Consider the following 14,677-nt stretch of genomic DNA (forward strand, 5'->3'; position numbering starts at 1 on the left):
GCTGAGGTGGAAACACCCCGCAAGCGGAGGGAGCGCACATGGCTACCGGGAACCCCGAGGGCAAGAAGCAGCCACCGGAGGAGCAGCGCCTGGGACCGGTCCTCCGGCGGCGGAACCAGGTGACGGCGAGCACGACGGACCAGCGCCTGCTGGACGCCGGCGGCCCGTCGGACTGGGTGCACACGGACCCCTGGCGGGTCCTGCGCATCCAGTCGGAATTCATCGAGGGCTTCGGCACCCTCGCCGAACTCCCGCCCGCGATCAGCGTGTTCGGCTCGGCGCGCACCAAGGCGGACTCGCCTGAGTACGAGGCGGGGGTACGGCTCGGCCGCGGCCTGGTGGAGGCGGGCTGGGCGGTGATCACGGGCGGCGGGCCCGGTGCCATGGAGGCGGCCAACAAGGGCGCCCTGGAGGCGAAGGGCCTCTCCGTCGGCCTGGGCATCGAGCTGCCCTTCGAACAGGGCCTCAACCCCTACGTCGACATCGGCCTGAACTTCCGCTACTTCTTCGTCCGCAAGATGATGTTCGTCAAGTACGCGCAGGGTTTCGTGGTCCTGCCCGGCGGCCTCGGCACCCTCGACGAACTCTTCGAGGCCCTCACCCTGGTCCAGACCCAGAAGGTGACCCGCTTCCCCATCGTCCTGTTCGGCAGGGAGTACTGGGGCGGTCTGGTCGACTGGCTCAAGAACACCCTCATCGCCCAGGGCAAGGCCTCGGAGAAGGACCTCCTCCTGTTCCACGTCACGGACGACGTGGACGAGGCGGTCGCCCTGGTCTCCAAGGAGGCCGCCCGGTAGCGAGGCGCTACGCGAGCCCTCGGCGGGCGACCGCCGGGGGCCGGTGCCCCGCGATGGACGCGACCATGTCCAGCACCTGCCGGGTCTCCGCGACCTCGTGCACGCGGTAGACCTGCGCCCCGAGCCAGGCCGACACTGCGGTGGTCGCCAGCGTCCCGATCACCCGCTCCTTCACCGGCTTGTCCAGCGTCTCGCCCACGAAGTCCTTGTTGGACAGGGAGACGAGCACGGGCCACCCCGTCTCGACCATCTCCCCGAGCCGCCGCGTCGCCTCCAGACTGTGCCGGGTGTTCTTCCCGAAGTCGTGCCCGGGATCGATCAGCACGGACTCCCGGGGCACCCCGAGCGCCACGGCCCGCTCGGCCAGACCGAGCGTCACCCTCAGAATGTCGGCCACGACATCGTCGTACGTCACCCGATGCGGACGCGTCCGCGGCTCGGCGCCACCCGCGTGCGTGCACACCAGCCCGACCCCGTAACGCGCCGCGACCTCCGCCAGCCGCGGGTCCACCCCGCCCCACGCGTCGTTCAGCAGATCGGCCCCGGCCTCGCACACGGCCTCCCCGACCTCGGACCGCCAGGTGTCCACGCTGATGACGACGTCCGGGAAGCGCCGCCGCACCTCCGTGACGAACCCGACCGTCCGGCGCGCCTCCTCCTCGGCCGACACCTCTTCGCCCGGCCCCGCCTTCACCCCGCCGATGTCGATGATGGCAGCGCCCTCCGACACCGCCTGCTCCACGCGCGCGAGGGCGGGCTCGTCGCGGAAGGTCGCCCCTTGGTCGTAGAAGGAGTCAGGGGTCCGGTTCACGATCGCCATGATCACCGGCTCGTGCGCCTCGAACGAGCGCCTGCCCAGCCTGAGCATCCGCTGTGACCTCTCCTAGTACGTCCTGGGTGTCCTGGCCTTTCGGCCGCCTGCGACCCTAACTGTCAGACTCGCATGGCACGATCGGACCCTGACACATTCAGCTTCATCCAGCTTCCGAGCATCGAGCGTGGGGACCACAGCGATGGTTATGTTCTTGTTCCTGGTCGTCGCCCTCGCCGTCGTGGTCGCCGCCGTGACACTGGCCGTGGTGGGCGGCGGAGAGGGCGAGGGCCCGTTGCCCGAGGTGGCCCCCGAGCGGCTGCAGGACCCGCTGCCGCCGGACCGCCCGGTGGACCGCGCGGACGTCGACAGCCTCCGCTTCCCGCTCGCCGCCCGCGGCTACCGCATGGCGGACGTCGACGACGCGCTCAACCGCCTCGCCGCCGAGCTCGAGGAGCGCGACGCCCGTATCTCCGACCTGGAGTCCGCCCTGGCGGGCGCCCAGGCCGCCGTCCACGGCCACCACGCTCCCCACATCTCCATGGAGAAGCCGGCCCACGGCCCGGAGGACCAGCAGTGACCGACTCAGCCGCCCTTGCCGGCCCGGACGGCGCCCTGCGCTGCCCCTGGGCCCTGTCCACCGAGGACTACGTGGCGTACCACGACGAGGAGTGGGGCCGCCCGGTCCACGGCGACGACGCCCTCTACGAACGCCTCAGCCTCGAGGCCTTCCAGTCCGGCCTCTCCTGGATCACGATCCTGCGCCGCCGCCCCGGCTTCCGCGCCGCCTTCGCCGACTTCAGGATCGAGAAGGTCGCCGCCTTCACCGAAGCGGACCGGGACCGCCTCCTCGCCGACGCGGGCATCATCCGCAACCGAGCCAAGATCGACGCCACCCTCGCCAACGCGCGCGTGCTGGCCGACTGGGCCCCGGGCGAGCTGGACGAGCTGATCTGGTCCCACGCACCGAAACCGGGCCCGGCCCCGAAGACTCTCGGGGACGTCCCGGCGGTCACCCCGGAGTCGACGGCCCTGTCCAAGACCCTCAAGAAACGGGGCCTGCGCTTCGTCGGCCCGACAACGGCGTACGCCCTGATGCAGGCATGCGGCTTGGTGGACGACCACTTGGAGGCGTGCGTCGCACGCCTCTCGTGACGGTGCCGGTGCGGGTCAGCGACCCAGGTACTTCGGCTTCTCCTTGTTCACGAAGGCCTGCACCGCGATCGCATGGTCCTCGGAGGACCCGGCACGCGTCTGCAGCTCGTCCTCCTTGTCCAGCGTCTCGGCCAGTGAGTGCGACAACCCGTACGCCACCGCCTCCTTGATCGCCCCGTACGCCACCGTCGGCCCCTCGGCCAGCGCCCTCGCCACCTTCTCGGCCTCGGCACGCAGCTCGGCGGCCGGCACGAGCCGGTTCGCGATCCCCAGCTCGTACGCCTCCTGCGCCTTGATGCTCCGCGGGAAGAGCAGCAGATCGGCGGCGCGCCCCGGCCCGACGACCCGCGGCAGCGTCCACGAGATACCGGAGTCGGCGGTCAGCGCGACACCCGCGAACGACGTGTTGAAGGCGGCCGTGTCCGCCACCACCCGGTAGTCCGCCGCGAGCGCAAACCCGAAGCCGGCCCCCGCCGCAACCCCGTTCACCCCGGCCACCACCGGCTTCGGCATCTCCACCAGCGCCCGCACGATGGGGTTGTAGTGCTCCTTCACCGTGCTCATCGTCTGCCGCGACCCCGTCTCCCGGTCCTGCACCAGCAGCCCGATGTGCTCCTTGAGGTCCTGCCCCACACAGAACGCCCGGTCGCCCGCGGCGGTCAGCAGCACGGCCCGTACGGCGTCGTCACCGGCCGCCGACCGGACCGCGTCCCGCAGAGCGACCTTGGCCGCGACGTTCAGCGCGTTCATCGCCTCCGGGCGGTTCAGCGTGATCGTCGCGAGCCCGTCGCTCACCTCGTAGAGCACGGTGTCGGCCATGGTGTGTCCCCTCGGCTGTCGCGGTTCAGGCGTACCGGCCGGTACGCCCCTGTCCGTAGGACAGCATGGCGGAGAGAGACCGGAGTGGACGTGTGACCTGCGTCAAAGAATTCTGGACGGTTTCCGGTCGGCGGAAGTCCGTGCGGCGGCGCAGTATCGCAGTCACATCGCCGAATTGAGTGGTTTTGCTCGCGCGCGTTGCCCAAGCGATGCCGACTGATGTTGGTCATCGGGTCCTGAGATGCGGGATAATGGCTTGGAAGCAATGTGTTCGATGCCGGTGTCGCGTGTCCCACGCTAGACGCGTGTGCCCTCCCAGGGCCGTCGGCTTTGACGATGAGCTGGTTTCAGGAAGGGGAACGAGCATGGCGGCCATGAAGCCGCGGACGGGCGATGGCCCGCTCGAGGTGACCAAGGAGGGGCGGGGCATCGTCATGCGCGTTCCGCTCGAAGGCGGCGGTCGGCTCGTCGTCGAGCTGACCCCTGACGAGGCCGACGCGCTCGGCGACGCCCTCAAGAAGGTCGTCGGCTGACGCGGAACGCGACCATACCCTTTCAGCTGCCCCGGCATCCAAGTGGTGCCGGGGTTGCTGTTTTCCCGGGGATGCGTATGCGCTTCACGCATTCCGTCCCGGCGGGGTCACCGTTTGACGGCGCACAGCAGCCCGTCGCCCACCGGCAGCAGCGACGGCACCAGATCCTGGCTCTCGCGCACCGCGCGCAGCAGCTCCCGCAGCCGCAGGACCTCCGTCGGCTGCGGGCCCGAGTCGACCGTGCGGCCGTTGGCGAAGACGCCCTCGAAGACCACCAGGCCGCCCGGACGGAGCAGGCGCAACGATTCAGCGAGGTAGTCCATGACCTCCTGCCGGTCGCCGTCGCAGAAGACGAGGTCGTAGCCGGCGTCCGCGAGCCGGGGCAGGACGTCCAGGGCGCGGCCCGGGATGAAACGGGCGCGGTTGCTGGCGAAGCCGGAGGCACGGAAGGCCTGGCGGGCGAACTGCTGGTGCTCGGGCTCGGGGTCCACCGTGGTCAGCACACCGTCCGGGCGCATGCCGTGCAGCAGATGGATGCCGGAGACGCCGGTGCCGGTACCGATCTCCGCCACCGCCTTCGCGTCCACCGAGGCCGCCAGCAACCGCAGCGCCGCGCCCGTGCCGGGCGACACCGAGCGCAGCCCCGCCTCACGGGCCCGGTCGCGGGCCCAGCGCAGGACTTCGTCCTCGGCGACGTAGGCGTCGGCGAACGCCCAGCTCGTCTGCCGGTTGCCGGTAATGGCCCTCTCCTGTCCCCGTGGTTGCCTGGGCGTGACTGTATCCGTTGGGGCCGGGAACCCGCAGATGGGACCGGGCGTTTAGAGGGGTAGGTGACGGCACGGGGGGACACAGTTGGATCACGAAGAGGGGCAGGGGCCCGAGCAACTGCAGACGCAGCGGCCAGAGGGGTATCAGCCCAGATCAAATTCTCGTAAAACCGCTTATCCGGAGCTAACGGGCGAGGTGGCTATGGTAGGGGCTCCACTGGACACCACCAGAGCTGACAGGGGAGGTGCGGCTGCGCCTGTGGATCGGGGAGGAGTGCTGCGGCGCTTTCTCGGATCGGCGGGCAGGCCGAAATCCGTGAACGACACCGCAGCTGACCACAGCCACGCCGCCGACCAGGCCCAGACCGCGACTTTCTCCACCGACGCGGACGGGCAGGCGTGGACTCCGCCCACCTGGGAGGAGATCGTCAGCACCCACAGCGGCCGCGTCTACCGGCTGGCGTACCGCCTGACCGGTAACCAGCACGACGCCGAGGACCTCACCCAGGAGGTCTTCGTCCGCGTCTTCCGCTCCCTGTCCACCTACACGCCGGGCACCTTCGAGGGCTGGCTGCACCGCATCACCACCAACCTCTTCCTGGACATGGTCCGCCGCAAGCAGCGCATCCGCTTCGACGCCCTGGGCGAGGACGCGGCCGAGCGGCTGCCCAGCCGTGAGCCGTCCCCGCAGCAGGTCTTCAACGACGCGCACTTCGACGCGGACGTCCAGCAGGCCCTCGACACCCTCGCGCCCGAGTTCCGCGCCGCGGTCGTCCTGTGCGACATCGAAGGACTGTCGTACGAGGAGATCGCCGCAACCCTCGGCGTCAAGCTCGGCACGGTCCGCTCGCGCATCCACCGCGGCCGCTCGCAGCTGCGCAAGGCCCTCGCGCACCGTGCGCCCCAGACCCGGACGACCGAGCGCCGTTCCCTGGTGCCACGGGTGCCCGCTCTGGGGGGAGGGGGCGCGACCGCGTGAGTGGATCACGACCCAGCCCCGCCGAGAGGCGTCTGGCAGAGCAGCACCTGGGAGACCGACTCTCCGCCCTGGTGGACGGAGAGCTGGGTCATGAGTCGCGCGATCGGGTCCTCGCCCACCTGGCCACCTGCGCCAAGTGCAAGGCGGAGGCCGACGCACAGCGACAGCTGAAGAACGTCTTCGCGGAGGCGGCCCCGCCGCCGCCCTCCGAGAGCTTCCTGGCCCGACTCCAGGGGCTTCCGGGGGGAGGTGACGATCCGGACGACGGCTCGCCGTTCGGAGGGGGAAGACTCCCCGGCTCGGCCTCCGGGAAGTTCGGCACCACCGGAGTGTTCGGGCTGAAGCGCGGTGACCGCTTCGAGTTCGACTACGTCCCCTCGGCACCGCACGCCCCGGCTTCCGTCCTCCCCGACTCCGGCCGTGGCTTCCGCATACACGACGTCAGCCGCCATGAGGCCGAGCGGTCGGCCTCGCGCGGGATGCGGTTCGCGTTCGTCGCCGCCGGGGCGGTGTCGCTCGCCGCGATCGCGCTGGGCGGCGTCACGACCGGCACACCCACCGACACCGCGGATGCGCGTGGCGGTTCGGGGGCCGGCAGCAATGTGACCCCGATGCGTACGCAGGGGACGAGCGCCGCGACGGCCCCCGACGCCCAGCGGCGCCGTGGCACCGGCCCGCTGCTCGCGCAGGGCCGCCAGTCGCTCGGCGACACCCCGGTGGCCCCGACCGAGGTGTCCGCGCCGCTGCTGCCGGGCGTGCCGAGCCCTGTCACCGCCGGACAGGTGGAGCAGGCCGTGGACACGCTGACCACCCCTGTGGTGGCCGGTGCCGCCGTGATGTCCCCGCTGATACGTCCGCTCACGGCGACCCCGCCGCTGACCCTGACCTCGTGGTCCTCGACCCCCGAGGTCTCGTCCCCCGGCCTTCTGGCCGCCCCGATCCCCGACACCACTTCCGCTCCCTCCTCCCCCTCTCGCACCACCCCCTGACCGGCCTCTGCGCGACGGCGCGCGAACCTGGTTGAATCCAGGGTGAACCGCGCCCACGGCAGGGAGCCGGGCGCGGAGTCGACAAACTGGGGCCGCCGCCGACGAGTCGTGCCGTGGTCAGCTGTGGGGAGAGCATGAACGAGGGGAAGCCCACGAAGCCGAAGTGGTGGAGCCGTCCACGTCCGCAGGGCCCTGCGGACACGGATCCCGCCTCGACGGAGTCTGCGGAGACGGCATCGGGGGACGACGGAGCGGACAGGGTTCGTGGTGGCGACGGCGACTTCGAGCTGGTGCCGCCTGCCGCGGTCGGTGGCGGCGAGGCGGTTTCTCCCGACGGCGACTACGAGTTGAGGCATCCGCAGGACGTGGCGGGTTCGGAGCCCGCTGATGCCTCGGAGCGGGTCGCATCCGGGGCAGGGGCTCCGGGAGGTGCCGCCGAGGTCGGTGCTGCTGAGCGGGCGTCAGGGACGGGGGTTCCGGAACAGTCCCGCCACGAGGGCGACTTCGAGCTGGAACGGCCGGCTGTGCCCGCCGTTGGACCGGCAGACCTGTCTCCCACGCCCACCACCACCCGCCTCAAGCCCCTCCACGACCCCGACCCGTACAGCACCCCGCCCTACGGTGAACCCGGCCCCTGGGCACCCGCTCCGCCGGTGCAGCACCCCGCGGCCACACCCGCGCAGGGCACGGCGGCGCCGACGCCACCCGCGGCACACGGCATGCCCTCCGCGCCGCACGTCTCCGGCGAGCCGGTGGGACCCGCGCCCCATGACCCGCCGGCCCCGGCACCGTCGCCTGCCGTGCCGTCCCCCGCGCCTACTGCCCCGGCGCCGTCGGCCCCCGCACCGTCCCACGCCACCCCCACCCCGATACCGGCCCCCGCGCCCCTCGCCCCCGGCCATGCAGGCCCCGTTCCCGTCAGCGACCCCCCACCCCCCTCCACCCCCTGGCAGAACTACGACCCCTGGGCCCCCGCCCCCCTCCAGCAGAACGGGGCGGCCATCGCCGACAAGGACACGCGACGTAGGCGGGTCCGCAGGGCCCTCGTCGGCGGAGCCGTAGCGCTGGCGCTTGTGTCCGGTGGTGTCGGTGGGGCCCTCGGGGCCTATCTCGAGCGCAACGGTGGTGTGGGGGCCGTAGAGCTGCCGCAGGCCGGGAAGGAGCCCGTCGGGAGGGCTCCGGACAGTGTGGCCGGGATCGCCGCACGAGCCTTGCCCAGCGTGGTGACCCTGCATGTCACCGGGGCCGACGAGTCCGGCACCGGCACCGGGTTCGTGCTCGACGACCGCGGACACATCCTCACCAACAACCACGTCGTCGAGCCCGCCGGGACCGGCGGGACGATATCCGTCACCTTCAACAGCGGGGACACCGCCAAGGCGACCGTCGTCGGGCGGGACAGCGGGTACGACCTCGCCGTCGTGAAGGTGAGCGGCGTGACCGGCCTCAAGCCCATGGCGCTCGGCAACTCCGACAACGTCCAGGTCGGCGACCCCGTCGTCGCCATCGGCGCCCCCTTCGACCTCGAGGGCACCGTCACCTCCGGCATCATCAGCGCCAAGGAACGGCCCATCACCGCCGGCGGCGACAGTTCCGACGGGAGCGACGTGTCGTATGTGGATGCGCTGCAGACCGACGCGCCGATCAATCCGGGCAACTCCGGCGGACCCCTCCTCGACTCCAAGGCCCGCGTCATCGGCATCAACTCCGCCATACGCTCCGCCGACGACGGCTCGGACTCCGGCGGCGGTCAGGCGGGTTCGATCGGCCTCGGCTTCGCCATACCCGTCAACCAGGCCAAGCGCGTCGCAGAGGAGCTCATCAACACCGGCAAGGCCACCCACCCCGTCATCGGCGTCACCCTCGACATGGACTACACCGGCGACGGCGCCCGCGTCGGCGCGAAGGCCACCGGCGGCGGCCCCGCCGTCTCCGCGGGCGGCCCCGGAGACAAGGCCGGCATCAAGGCGGGCGACATCATCACCGAGGTCGACGGCCAGCGCATCCACTCCGGCGAGGAACTGATCGTCAAGACCCGCGCCCACCGCCCGGGCGACCGTCTGGAGCTGACCGTGAAGCGCGACGGCAAGGAGAAGAAGATCTCCCTGGTGCTCGGTTCCGCCGACGGCAACTGATCGAACCGATTGACACGAACCTCACAGGTGCACCCCCCAACCCCCGCCCCACAAGGCAAACAACCCCCAAAACCGCACACGCGGCCCCACTCGGAGGCCTCGGGACAGTACCGGTTGCACGGGATCGCCGGGTACCGTGGATCCGGCCCGGACCACGGAAGACCCGCACAGACCACCGAGGGCCGAGGACCGAGGACATCGCAAGGAGCTTCAGGTGTTCAATGACATAGGACCGCTCGAGCTTGTCACGCTCGTTGTCCTCGCCGTGCTCGTCTTCGGTCCGGACAAGCTCCCGAAGGTCATCCAGGACGTCATGCGGACCGTGCGCAAGATCCGGGAGTTCTCGGAGAGCGCCAAGCAGGACATCCGGTCGGAGCTCGGCCCGGAGTTCAAGGACTTCGAGTTCGAGGACCTCAACCCCAAGACGTTCATCCGCAAGCAGCTGGACAACGACGAACTGGGGCTCAAGGAGATCCGCAACGGCTTCGACCTGAAGAAGGAGATGGCCGAGGTGACGGACGCGGTCCACAGCCGCGAAACCGACTCGCCGAGCTCTTCTTCCTCTTCGTCCGGCTCCTCCGGCGGCCGCGTCGACATGACGAAGAAGCCCGAGGAGGACGACCGTCCGCCCTTCGACGCGGACGCCACCTGAGCCGTACGCCCCGCTGCTCACCTGCGCCGTACGTGACGCACTTCATACTCCACGGCGCCTCCGCACGGCCTGAACCCGCCTCCCGGCGCGCCCCACGCGCCGGTGGGTTTCCCGGCTGCCCTCACAGGTGTGGCTATGCTGCCGAGTTGTTGTGCGGACCGGACGAGTACGCCCGAAGGGGGGCGGGCCGCTCCGATCCGACGAGAGCGAGGAGGCGTCCGGGCACATGGAGACGACGAGTCAGGCAGTCGCGCAGGCGCCGGCCGCGGAGGGCGGACCACAGGACCCCTCCGCCCGGCGCACGGCCGACGGCTACCTGCAGGCGCCCTTCCCGTGGTACGGCCTCGACGAGGCCTTCACGGGGCCGCGCCGGCTGATGCAGGTCGGGACGGCGGCCGACGGAGCCGTCGAACACGGTTCGATCGGGTTCGGCGACGAGCCCTCCGTGAAGAACGAGTACGCGGTCGGTGCGACCGGCGAGCCCAAGGAGAAGTTCGCGGTCGTGGTCACGGTCGCGGCCAACCCCGTACGGCGCAGCGCCGACGGCACGGGGCTCCTGGAGGCCACCTCGGTGTCCTCGGCGGCCTGGCTCGCGGGTGTGGGGCTGCTGTCCTTCACCTGGCCCGGTCAGATGGACCACTCCCTGCGCGACGACTGGCTGGAGCAGCAGACGGAGACGGCGTGGGCCCTGGCCGACGACCTGTCCGGCCCGGCCTGGTCGACGCTCTCCCTGCCGGTGGACGGCGTCCCGACGTCGTTCCACTACCGCGAGTCCGAGTTCGGCTGGGTCCTCGCGGGCTCCACGCAGGAAGGGGTGCACGTGGGGGCGTACGGGAGAGGGATGAGCGCATACGGCCTGGGCTTCGCCGTGATCAAGGACATCTCGGCCTACGCCTAGTCGGGGTTACGACAAAGGGGGCGCCGTCTCTTCCGGACGGCGCCCCCTCGATCGTACGAAGCCTGGAAAGCCGTACGAGCCTAGAACTTGTTCTTCGGCGTGATCCCAAGCGACAGGCCCGACAGACCCCGCTGGCGTCCGCCGAGCTTGCCCGCGATGCCGCGCAGGGCCGCGCCCGCCGGGGAGTCCGGGTCGGACAGGACGACCGGCTTGCCGTCGTCGCCGCCTTCGCGCAGGCGGACGTCGATCGGGATGGAGCCGAGGACCGGGACCGTCGCACCCGTCGTACGGGTCAGGCCGTCCGCCACCGACTGGCCGCCGCCCGTGCCGAACACGTCGACCATCTCGCCGCAGTGCGGGCAGGGCAGGCCGGACATGTTCTCGACCACGCCGACGATCTTCTGGTGGGTCTGTACGGCGATGGAGCCGGCCCGCTCGGCGACCTCCGCGGCCGCCTGCTGGGGCGTCGTCACGACCAGGATCTCGGCGTTCGGGACCAGCTGGGCGACGGAGATGGCGATGTCGCCGGTGCCGGGCGGGAGGTCCATCAGCAGGACGTCCAGGTCGCCCCAGTACACGTCCGCCAGGAACTGCTGCAGCGCGCGGTGGAGCATCGGGCCGCGCCACACGACCGGGGCGTTGCCCGGCGTGAACATGCCGATGGAGATCACCTTCACGCCGTTCGCCGACGGCGGCATGATCATGTTCTCGACCTGGGTCGGACGGCCGTCCGCACCGAGCATGCGCGGCACGCTGTGGCCGTAGATGTCGGCGTCGACGACACCGACCTTCAGGCCGTCGGCCGCCATCGCCGCTGCCAGGTTCACCGTCACCGACGACTTGCCGACGCCGCCCTTGCCGGACGCGACCGCGTACACGCGCGTGAGCGAGCCGGGCTTGGCGAAGGGGACCTCGCGCTCGGCCGTGCCGCCGCGCAGCGCGGTCGCCAGCTCCTTGCGCTGCTCGTCGCTCATGACGTCCAGCGTCACGTCGACGCGGGTGACGCCCTCGACCCGGGAGACCGCATCGGTCACGCGCTGCGTGATCGTCTCCCTCATCGGGCAGCCGGAGACCGTCAGGTACACGGTGACCGCGACCGCTCCGTCCGCTGCGATGTCGACCGACTTGACCATCCCGAGCTCGGTGATGGGTCGGTTGATCTCGGGGTCGTTCACCGTCGCCAGTGCCTCGCGCACCGCGTCTTCGCTAGCCATAAGGACGATGGTACGGCGCCGCACAGGCCCCCCGGGATGCCTGTCAGCGGTCTTCTACGTCACGTCCGCGGGACCGTTCTGCCCGGAATACGACGTGCTGGTGGTGGCCGTTCTGCCGCTCCTCCAGCTCCTTGACCACGTCCTGCAGCTCGGAGCGGATCCAGTCGCGGGTGGCGACCTCGCCGAGGCCGATGCGCAGGGCGGCGATCTCGCGGGTCAGATACTCGGTGTCGGCGATGGACCGCTCGTTCTGCTTGCGGTCCTGCTCGAGGTTGACCCGGTCGCGGTCGTCCTGCCTGTTCTGCGCGAGCAGGATCAGCGGGGCCGCGTAGGAGGCCTGGAGCGACAGCATCAGGGTCAGGAAGATGAACGGGTAGTTGTCGAAGCGCAGGTCGTGCGGGGCGAAGACGTTCCACAGCACCCAGGCGATGATGACGACCGTCATCCAGACGATGAACCGTCCGGTGCCCAGGAACCGCGCGATGCGCTCCGAGAGCCGTCCGAAGGCCTCCGGGTCCCACTCGGGCAGCAGCCGCCTGCGCGGCGGGCGCGGCTGGTCCAGACGGGCACGCGTGCGCGTGGCGGCCGTCGCCCCCGCCGGGGTGCGCTCGCGGCTGGTCTCGCGCTCAGGAGCCATGGGCGGTCGCCCCCTCGTCCTCCTCGAGGTGGAACTCGGTCTCCCGCCAGTCCTCGGGCAGCATGTGGTCCAGTACGTCGTCCACGGTCACCGCGCCGAGCAGCGCCCCGGCCTCGTCGACGACGGGCGCAGCGACCATGTCGTACGTCGCGAAGAACCCGGCGACGACGGGCAGCTGGGCGTCGGGGTCCAGCGTCTGCAGGTCGTCGTCGACGACCGCGCTGACCAGCGTGTACGGCGGCTCGCGCAGCAGCCGCTGGAAGTGGACCGTGCCGAGGTACTTGCCGGTCGGGGTCTCGTCGGGCGGGCGGCAGACGTAGACCTGGGCGGCGAGGGCGGGGGAGAGGTCGCGGTTGCGCACGCGCGCGAGGGCGTCGGCGACGGTGGCGTCCGGGCGCAGGACGATCGGCTCGGTGGTCATGAGACCGCCGGCGGTCTTCTCCTCGTACGCCATGAGCCGGCGCACGTCGGCCGCCTCGTCCGGCTGCATCAGCGTCAGCAGCCGCTCCTTGTCCTCCTCGGGGAGCTCGGCGAGCAGGTCGGCCGCGTCGTCCGGGTCCATGGCCTCCAGGACGTCGGCGGCACGCTCCTCCTTCAACTTGCCGAGGATCTCGATCTGGTCGTCCTCCGGCAGCTCTTCGAGCACGTCGGCCAGGCGGTCGTCGTCGAGGGCCGCGGCGACCTCGGCGCGACGCTTGGCGGAGAGGTGGTGCAGGACGTTCGCGAGGTCGGCGGGGCGCAGCTGCTCGAAGGTGGCGAGGAGGCTCTCGGCGCCCTGTCCGTGCTCCTCCAGGGAGAAGCCGGTGACCGCGGACCACTCCACCGTCAGCGTCTCGCCCTTGGCCCGCCTGAAGGCCCCGCCCTTCCCCTTGCGTACGAAGACCCGGCCGACCTCCCAGTCCCGGCGGGCCGGCAGCTGCTGCACCGACACGTCGAGGACGGTGACCTCCTCGCCGGTCTCGACGAGGGTGACGCGCCGGTCGAGGAGTTCCCCGAAGACCAGCCGCTCGGTGGGGCGTTGCTCGAAGCGGCGGACGTTGAGCACACCGGTGATGATGACCTGGCCGGACTCGATGCCGGTCACCCGGGTCATGGGCAGGAAGATCCGGCGCCGGGTGGACAGTTCGACGACCAGCCCGAGCACGCGCGGGGGCCGTCGCCCGACGCGCAGCATGACGACCAGGTCGCGCACGCGGCCCACCTGGTCGCCGTTGGGGTCGAAGGCGGCGACACCGGCGAGGTGCGAGACGAAGATCCGGGGGGCGCCCGCTCCCATGGCTGCGCCTCCTTTTCCGTACGGGGTGTTTCGTAGTGCTTTTCGCTGCTCGTGTCTTTGCTGTGCCTGTATTCCGAATTGCCCGCTCGGGTGGGCTTCAGGCTAGCCCGTGCCGATCGGATCCGCGCTGGTGGCGGGTCCGGACGGACTGGCTCCGCCGGGCCGACGCGACCCCGGTACGCTGCCGTACGCGCAGGGGCGCCGTCGTCGCCTTCCCGCCTGGCCGGCGGCGTCAGCGCCCACGTCCCTCCACAGAAAGGCAGCCCCGCCTGTGACCGCGATCCCTCTGGGCCGAACCCGCCGGACCGCGCTGGTGAGCGCGATGTGCACGCTGGTGGTGACGGGGACGGGGTTGCTCTCGGGCTGCAGCGAGGATCCGGACGCGGGCACCAACGGGGTCGGCAAGCTGCCGGCCGGCCAGATCCAGTCGAAGACCCGGGCGGCCGCCGAGTCCGCCGACTCCGTACGTCTCTCAGGAAACGTGGTCACCAATGGGCGCACGTACAAACTCGACATGCGCCTGAAGTCCGACGGCGCCACCGGCACGGTCACCGCCAAGGGCGGGGCCTTCGGGCTGCTGCGGATCGGTGAGCAGCTGTATCTGAAGGCCGACTCGGCGTTCTGGAACCACGCGGACGGCGACAAGGACGCCTCGGCCGCGGGCAAGCTCGACGGCAAGTACGTGAAGGTCCCGCAGGGAGACCCCTCGTACAAGAAGTTCGTCGGCTTCACGGACATGGACGTCCTCCTCGACGGGCTGTTGACGCTGCACGGTTCGCTCGGGACGGACGGCCACCACGAGCAGGCTGGTACCCCCACCATCCGGATCACCGGCGACGAGGGCTCCGGCGGCACCCTGGACGTCTCCCTCGAGGGCAGGCCCTACCCGCTCCTGCTGGTCCGCGCGGGCGGCGCCGGAACCCTCTCCTTCTCGTCCTGGGGCAAGGACTTCGCGCTGACGAAGCCGAAGCAGAACGAGACGGTCGACTACGGGAAGCAGCTGCCGACGTCGTGA

Annotated in this window: 16 protein-coding genes; 10 read left to right on the plus strand and 6 right to left on the minus strand. The window is 71.0% G+C overall.

Annotated features, from left to right (window positions below):
• Window positions 1-38: 38 nt before the first annotated feature.
• Window positions 39-797, plus strand: coding sequence for a TIGR00730 family Rossman fold protein (locus ACFY1L_RS10335; RefSeq protein WP_388821013.1), 759 nt, complete (start codon window positions 39-41; stop codon window positions 795-797).
• 7 nt (window positions 798-804) lie between these two features.
• On the opposite strand, the gene folP is transcribed toward ACFY1L_RS10335, so the two are convergent.
• Window positions 805-1,665 carry a dihydropteroate synthase gene (gene folP / locus ACFY1L_RS10340; RefSeq protein WP_388821016.1) on the minus strand — a complete coding sequence of 287 codons (861 nt, stop codon included), beginning with the start codon at window positions 1,663-1,665 and terminating at the stop codon, window positions 805-807.
• Between the two features lie 151 nt (window positions 1,666-1,816).
• On the opposite strand from folP, the gene ACFY1L_RS10345 reads away from it, so the two are divergent.
• Together ACFY1L_RS10345 and ACFY1L_RS10350 are read left to right on the plus strand one after the other, a co-directional pair.
• Window positions 1,817-2,188: a DivIVA domain-containing protein gene (locus tag ACFY1L_RS10345; protein WP_388821195.1), complete on the plus strand. Its 372-nt coding sequence runs from the start codon at window positions 1,817-1,819 to the stop codon at window positions 2,186-2,188.
• Entirely contained in the window at window positions 2,185-2,763 is a 579-nt protein-coding gene (locus ACFY1L_RS10350) for a DNA-3-methyladenine glycosylase I (RefSeq protein WP_388821019.1), read from the plus strand. Before ACFY1L_RS10345 ends, ACFY1L_RS10350 begins: the two co-directional genes overlap by 4 nt.
• A 15-nt stretch (window positions 2,764-2,778) precedes the next feature.
• Here the strand turns inward: ACFY1L_RS10350 and ACFY1L_RS10355 are convergent, their stop codons facing one another.
• Window positions 2,779-3,582 carry an enoyl-CoA hydratase/isomerase family protein gene (locus tag ACFY1L_RS10355; protein WP_388821022.1) on the minus strand — a complete coding sequence of 268 codons (804 nt, stop codon included), beginning with the start codon at window positions 3,580-3,582 and terminating at the stop codon, window positions 2,779-2,781.
• Window positions 3,583-3,947: 365 nt separating this feature from the next.
• Between ACFY1L_RS10355 and ACFY1L_RS10360 the strand changes: the two genes are divergently transcribed.
• On the plus strand, window positions 3,948-4,115 hold the full coding sequence (locus ACFY1L_RS10360; RefSeq protein WP_003966491.1) for a DUF3117 domain-containing protein: 168 nt from the start codon (window positions 3,948-3,950) through the stop codon (window positions 4,113-4,115).
• 107 nt (window positions 4,116-4,222) lie between these two features.
• Here the strand turns inward: ACFY1L_RS10360 and ACFY1L_RS10365 are convergent, their stop codons facing one another.
• Complete coding sequence (locus tag ACFY1L_RS10365; protein ID WP_388821198.1) at window positions 4,223-4,855, minus strand: O-methyltransferase; 633 nt, start codon at window positions 4,853-4,855, stop codon at window positions 4,223-4,225.
• 301 nt (window positions 4,856-5,156) lie between these two features.
• On the opposite strand from ACFY1L_RS10365, the gene sigE reads away from it, so the two are divergent.
• The 5 genes from sigE (at window position 5,157) to ACFY1L_RS10390 (ending at window position 10,535) form a co-directional block, all read left to right on the plus strand.
• A complete protein-coding gene (gene sigE / locus ACFY1L_RS10370) occupies window positions 5,157-5,861 on the plus strand; it encodes an RNA polymerase sigma factor SigE (protein ID WP_361265759.1) in 705 nt (234 codons plus the stop codon).
• Window positions 5,858-6,850, plus strand: coding sequence for an anti-sigma factor family protein (locus tag ACFY1L_RS10375; protein ID WP_388821025.1), 993 nt, complete (start codon window positions 5,858-5,860; stop codon window positions 6,848-6,850). Before sigE ends, ACFY1L_RS10375 begins: the two co-directional genes overlap by 4 nt.
• A gap of 134 nt (window positions 6,851-6,984) precedes the next feature.
• A complete protein-coding gene (locus ACFY1L_RS10380; protein WP_388821028.1) occupies window positions 6,985-8,985 on the plus strand; it encodes a trypsin-like peptidase domain-containing protein in 2,001 nt (666 codons plus the stop codon).
• A 214-nt stretch (window positions 8,986-9,199) separates the two neighbouring features.
• The gene (locus ACFY1L_RS10385) at window positions 9,200-9,637 is read left to right on the plus strand and encodes a sec-independent translocase (RefSeq protein ID WP_388821031.1); all 438 of its coding nucleotides are present in this window, start codon (window positions 9,200-9,202) and stop codon (window positions 9,635-9,637) included.
• 226 nt (window positions 9,638-9,863) lie between these two features.
• Entirely contained in the window at window positions 9,864-10,535 is a 672-nt protein-coding gene (locus ACFY1L_RS10390; protein ID WP_388821034.1) for a hypothetical protein, read from the plus strand.
• A gap of 80 nt (window positions 10,536-10,615) precedes the next feature.
• Here ACFY1L_RS10390 and ACFY1L_RS10395 read toward each other — a convergent pair whose 3' ends face one another.
• The 3 genes from ACFY1L_RS10395 to ACFY1L_RS10405 are packed head-to-tail and all read right to left on the minus strand — an operon-like array spanning window position 10,616 to window position 13,662.
• The gene (locus ACFY1L_RS10395; RefSeq protein WP_388821036.1) at window positions 10,616-11,749 is read right to left on the minus strand and encodes an Mrp/NBP35 family ATP-binding protein; all 1,134 of its coding nucleotides are present in this window, start codon (window positions 11,747-11,749) and stop codon (window positions 10,616-10,618) included.
• Between the two features lie 43 nt (window positions 11,750-11,792).
• The gene (locus ACFY1L_RS10400) at window positions 11,793-12,386 is read right to left on the minus strand and encodes a DUF1003 domain-containing protein (RefSeq protein ID WP_388821039.1); all 594 of its coding nucleotides are present in this window, start codon (window positions 12,384-12,386) and stop codon (window positions 11,793-11,795) included.
• Window positions 12,376-13,662: a magnesium transporter MgtE N-terminal domain-containing protein gene (locus ACFY1L_RS10405; RefSeq protein WP_388821042.1), complete on the minus strand. Its 1,287-nt coding sequence runs from the start codon at window positions 13,660-13,662 to the stop codon at window positions 12,376-12,378. The genes ACFY1L_RS10400 and ACFY1L_RS10405 overlap by 11 nt, the downstream gene beginning before the upstream one ends.
• Window positions 13,663-13,933: 271 nt before the next feature.
• Between ACFY1L_RS10405 and ACFY1L_RS10410 the strand changes: the two genes are divergently transcribed.
• Window positions 13,934-14,677: a hypothetical protein gene (locus ACFY1L_RS10410; RefSeq protein ID WP_388821044.1), complete on the plus strand. Its 744-nt coding sequence runs from the start codon at window positions 13,934-13,936 to the stop codon at window positions 14,675-14,677.

It is taken from the genome of Streptomyces sp. NPDC001663 (genome assembly GCF_042893105.1).
GTDB lineage: Bacteria > Actinomycetota > Actinomycetes > Streptomycetales > Streptomycetaceae > Streptomyces.

Coding starts and splice junctions, on each gene's coding strand:
- ACFY1L_RS10335 (WP_388821013.1), top strand. CDS start 39: ATGGCTACCGGGAACCCCGAGGGCAAGAAGCAGCCACCGGAGGAGCAG.
- folP (WP_388821016.1), bottom strand. CDS start 1,665: ATGCTCAGGCTGGGCAGGCGCTCGTTCGAGGCGCACGAGCCGGTGATC.
- ACFY1L_RS10345 (WP_388821195.1), top strand. CDS start 1,817: ATGTTCTTGTTCCTGGTCGTCGCCCTCGCCGTCGTGGTCGCCGCCGTG.
- ACFY1L_RS10355 (WP_388821022.1), bottom strand. CDS start 3,582: ATGGCCGACACCGTGCTCTACGAGGTGAGCGACGGGCTCGCGACGATC.
- ACFY1L_RS10360 (WP_003966491.1), top strand. CDS start 3,948: ATGGCGGCCATGAAGCCGCGGACGGGCGATGGCCCGCTCGAGGTGACC.
- ACFY1L_RS10380 (WP_388821028.1), top strand. CDS start 6,985: ATGAACGAGGGGAAGCCCACGAAGCCGAAGTGGTGGAGCCGTCCACGT.
- ACFY1L_RS10390 (WP_388821034.1), top strand. CDS start 9,864: ATGGAGACGACGAGTCAGGCAGTCGCGCAGGCGCCGGCCGCGGAGGGC.
- ACFY1L_RS10395 (WP_388821036.1), bottom strand. CDS start 11,749: ATGGCTAGCGAAGACGCGGTGCGCGAGGCACTGGCGACGGTGAACGAC.
- ACFY1L_RS10400 (WP_388821039.1), bottom strand. CDS start 12,386: ATGGCTCCTGAGCGCGAGACCAGCCGCGAGCGCACCCCGGCGGGGGCG.
- ACFY1L_RS10405 (WP_388821042.1), bottom strand. CDS start 13,662: ATGGGAGCGGGCGCCCCCCGGATCTTCGTCTCGCACCTCGCCGGTGTC.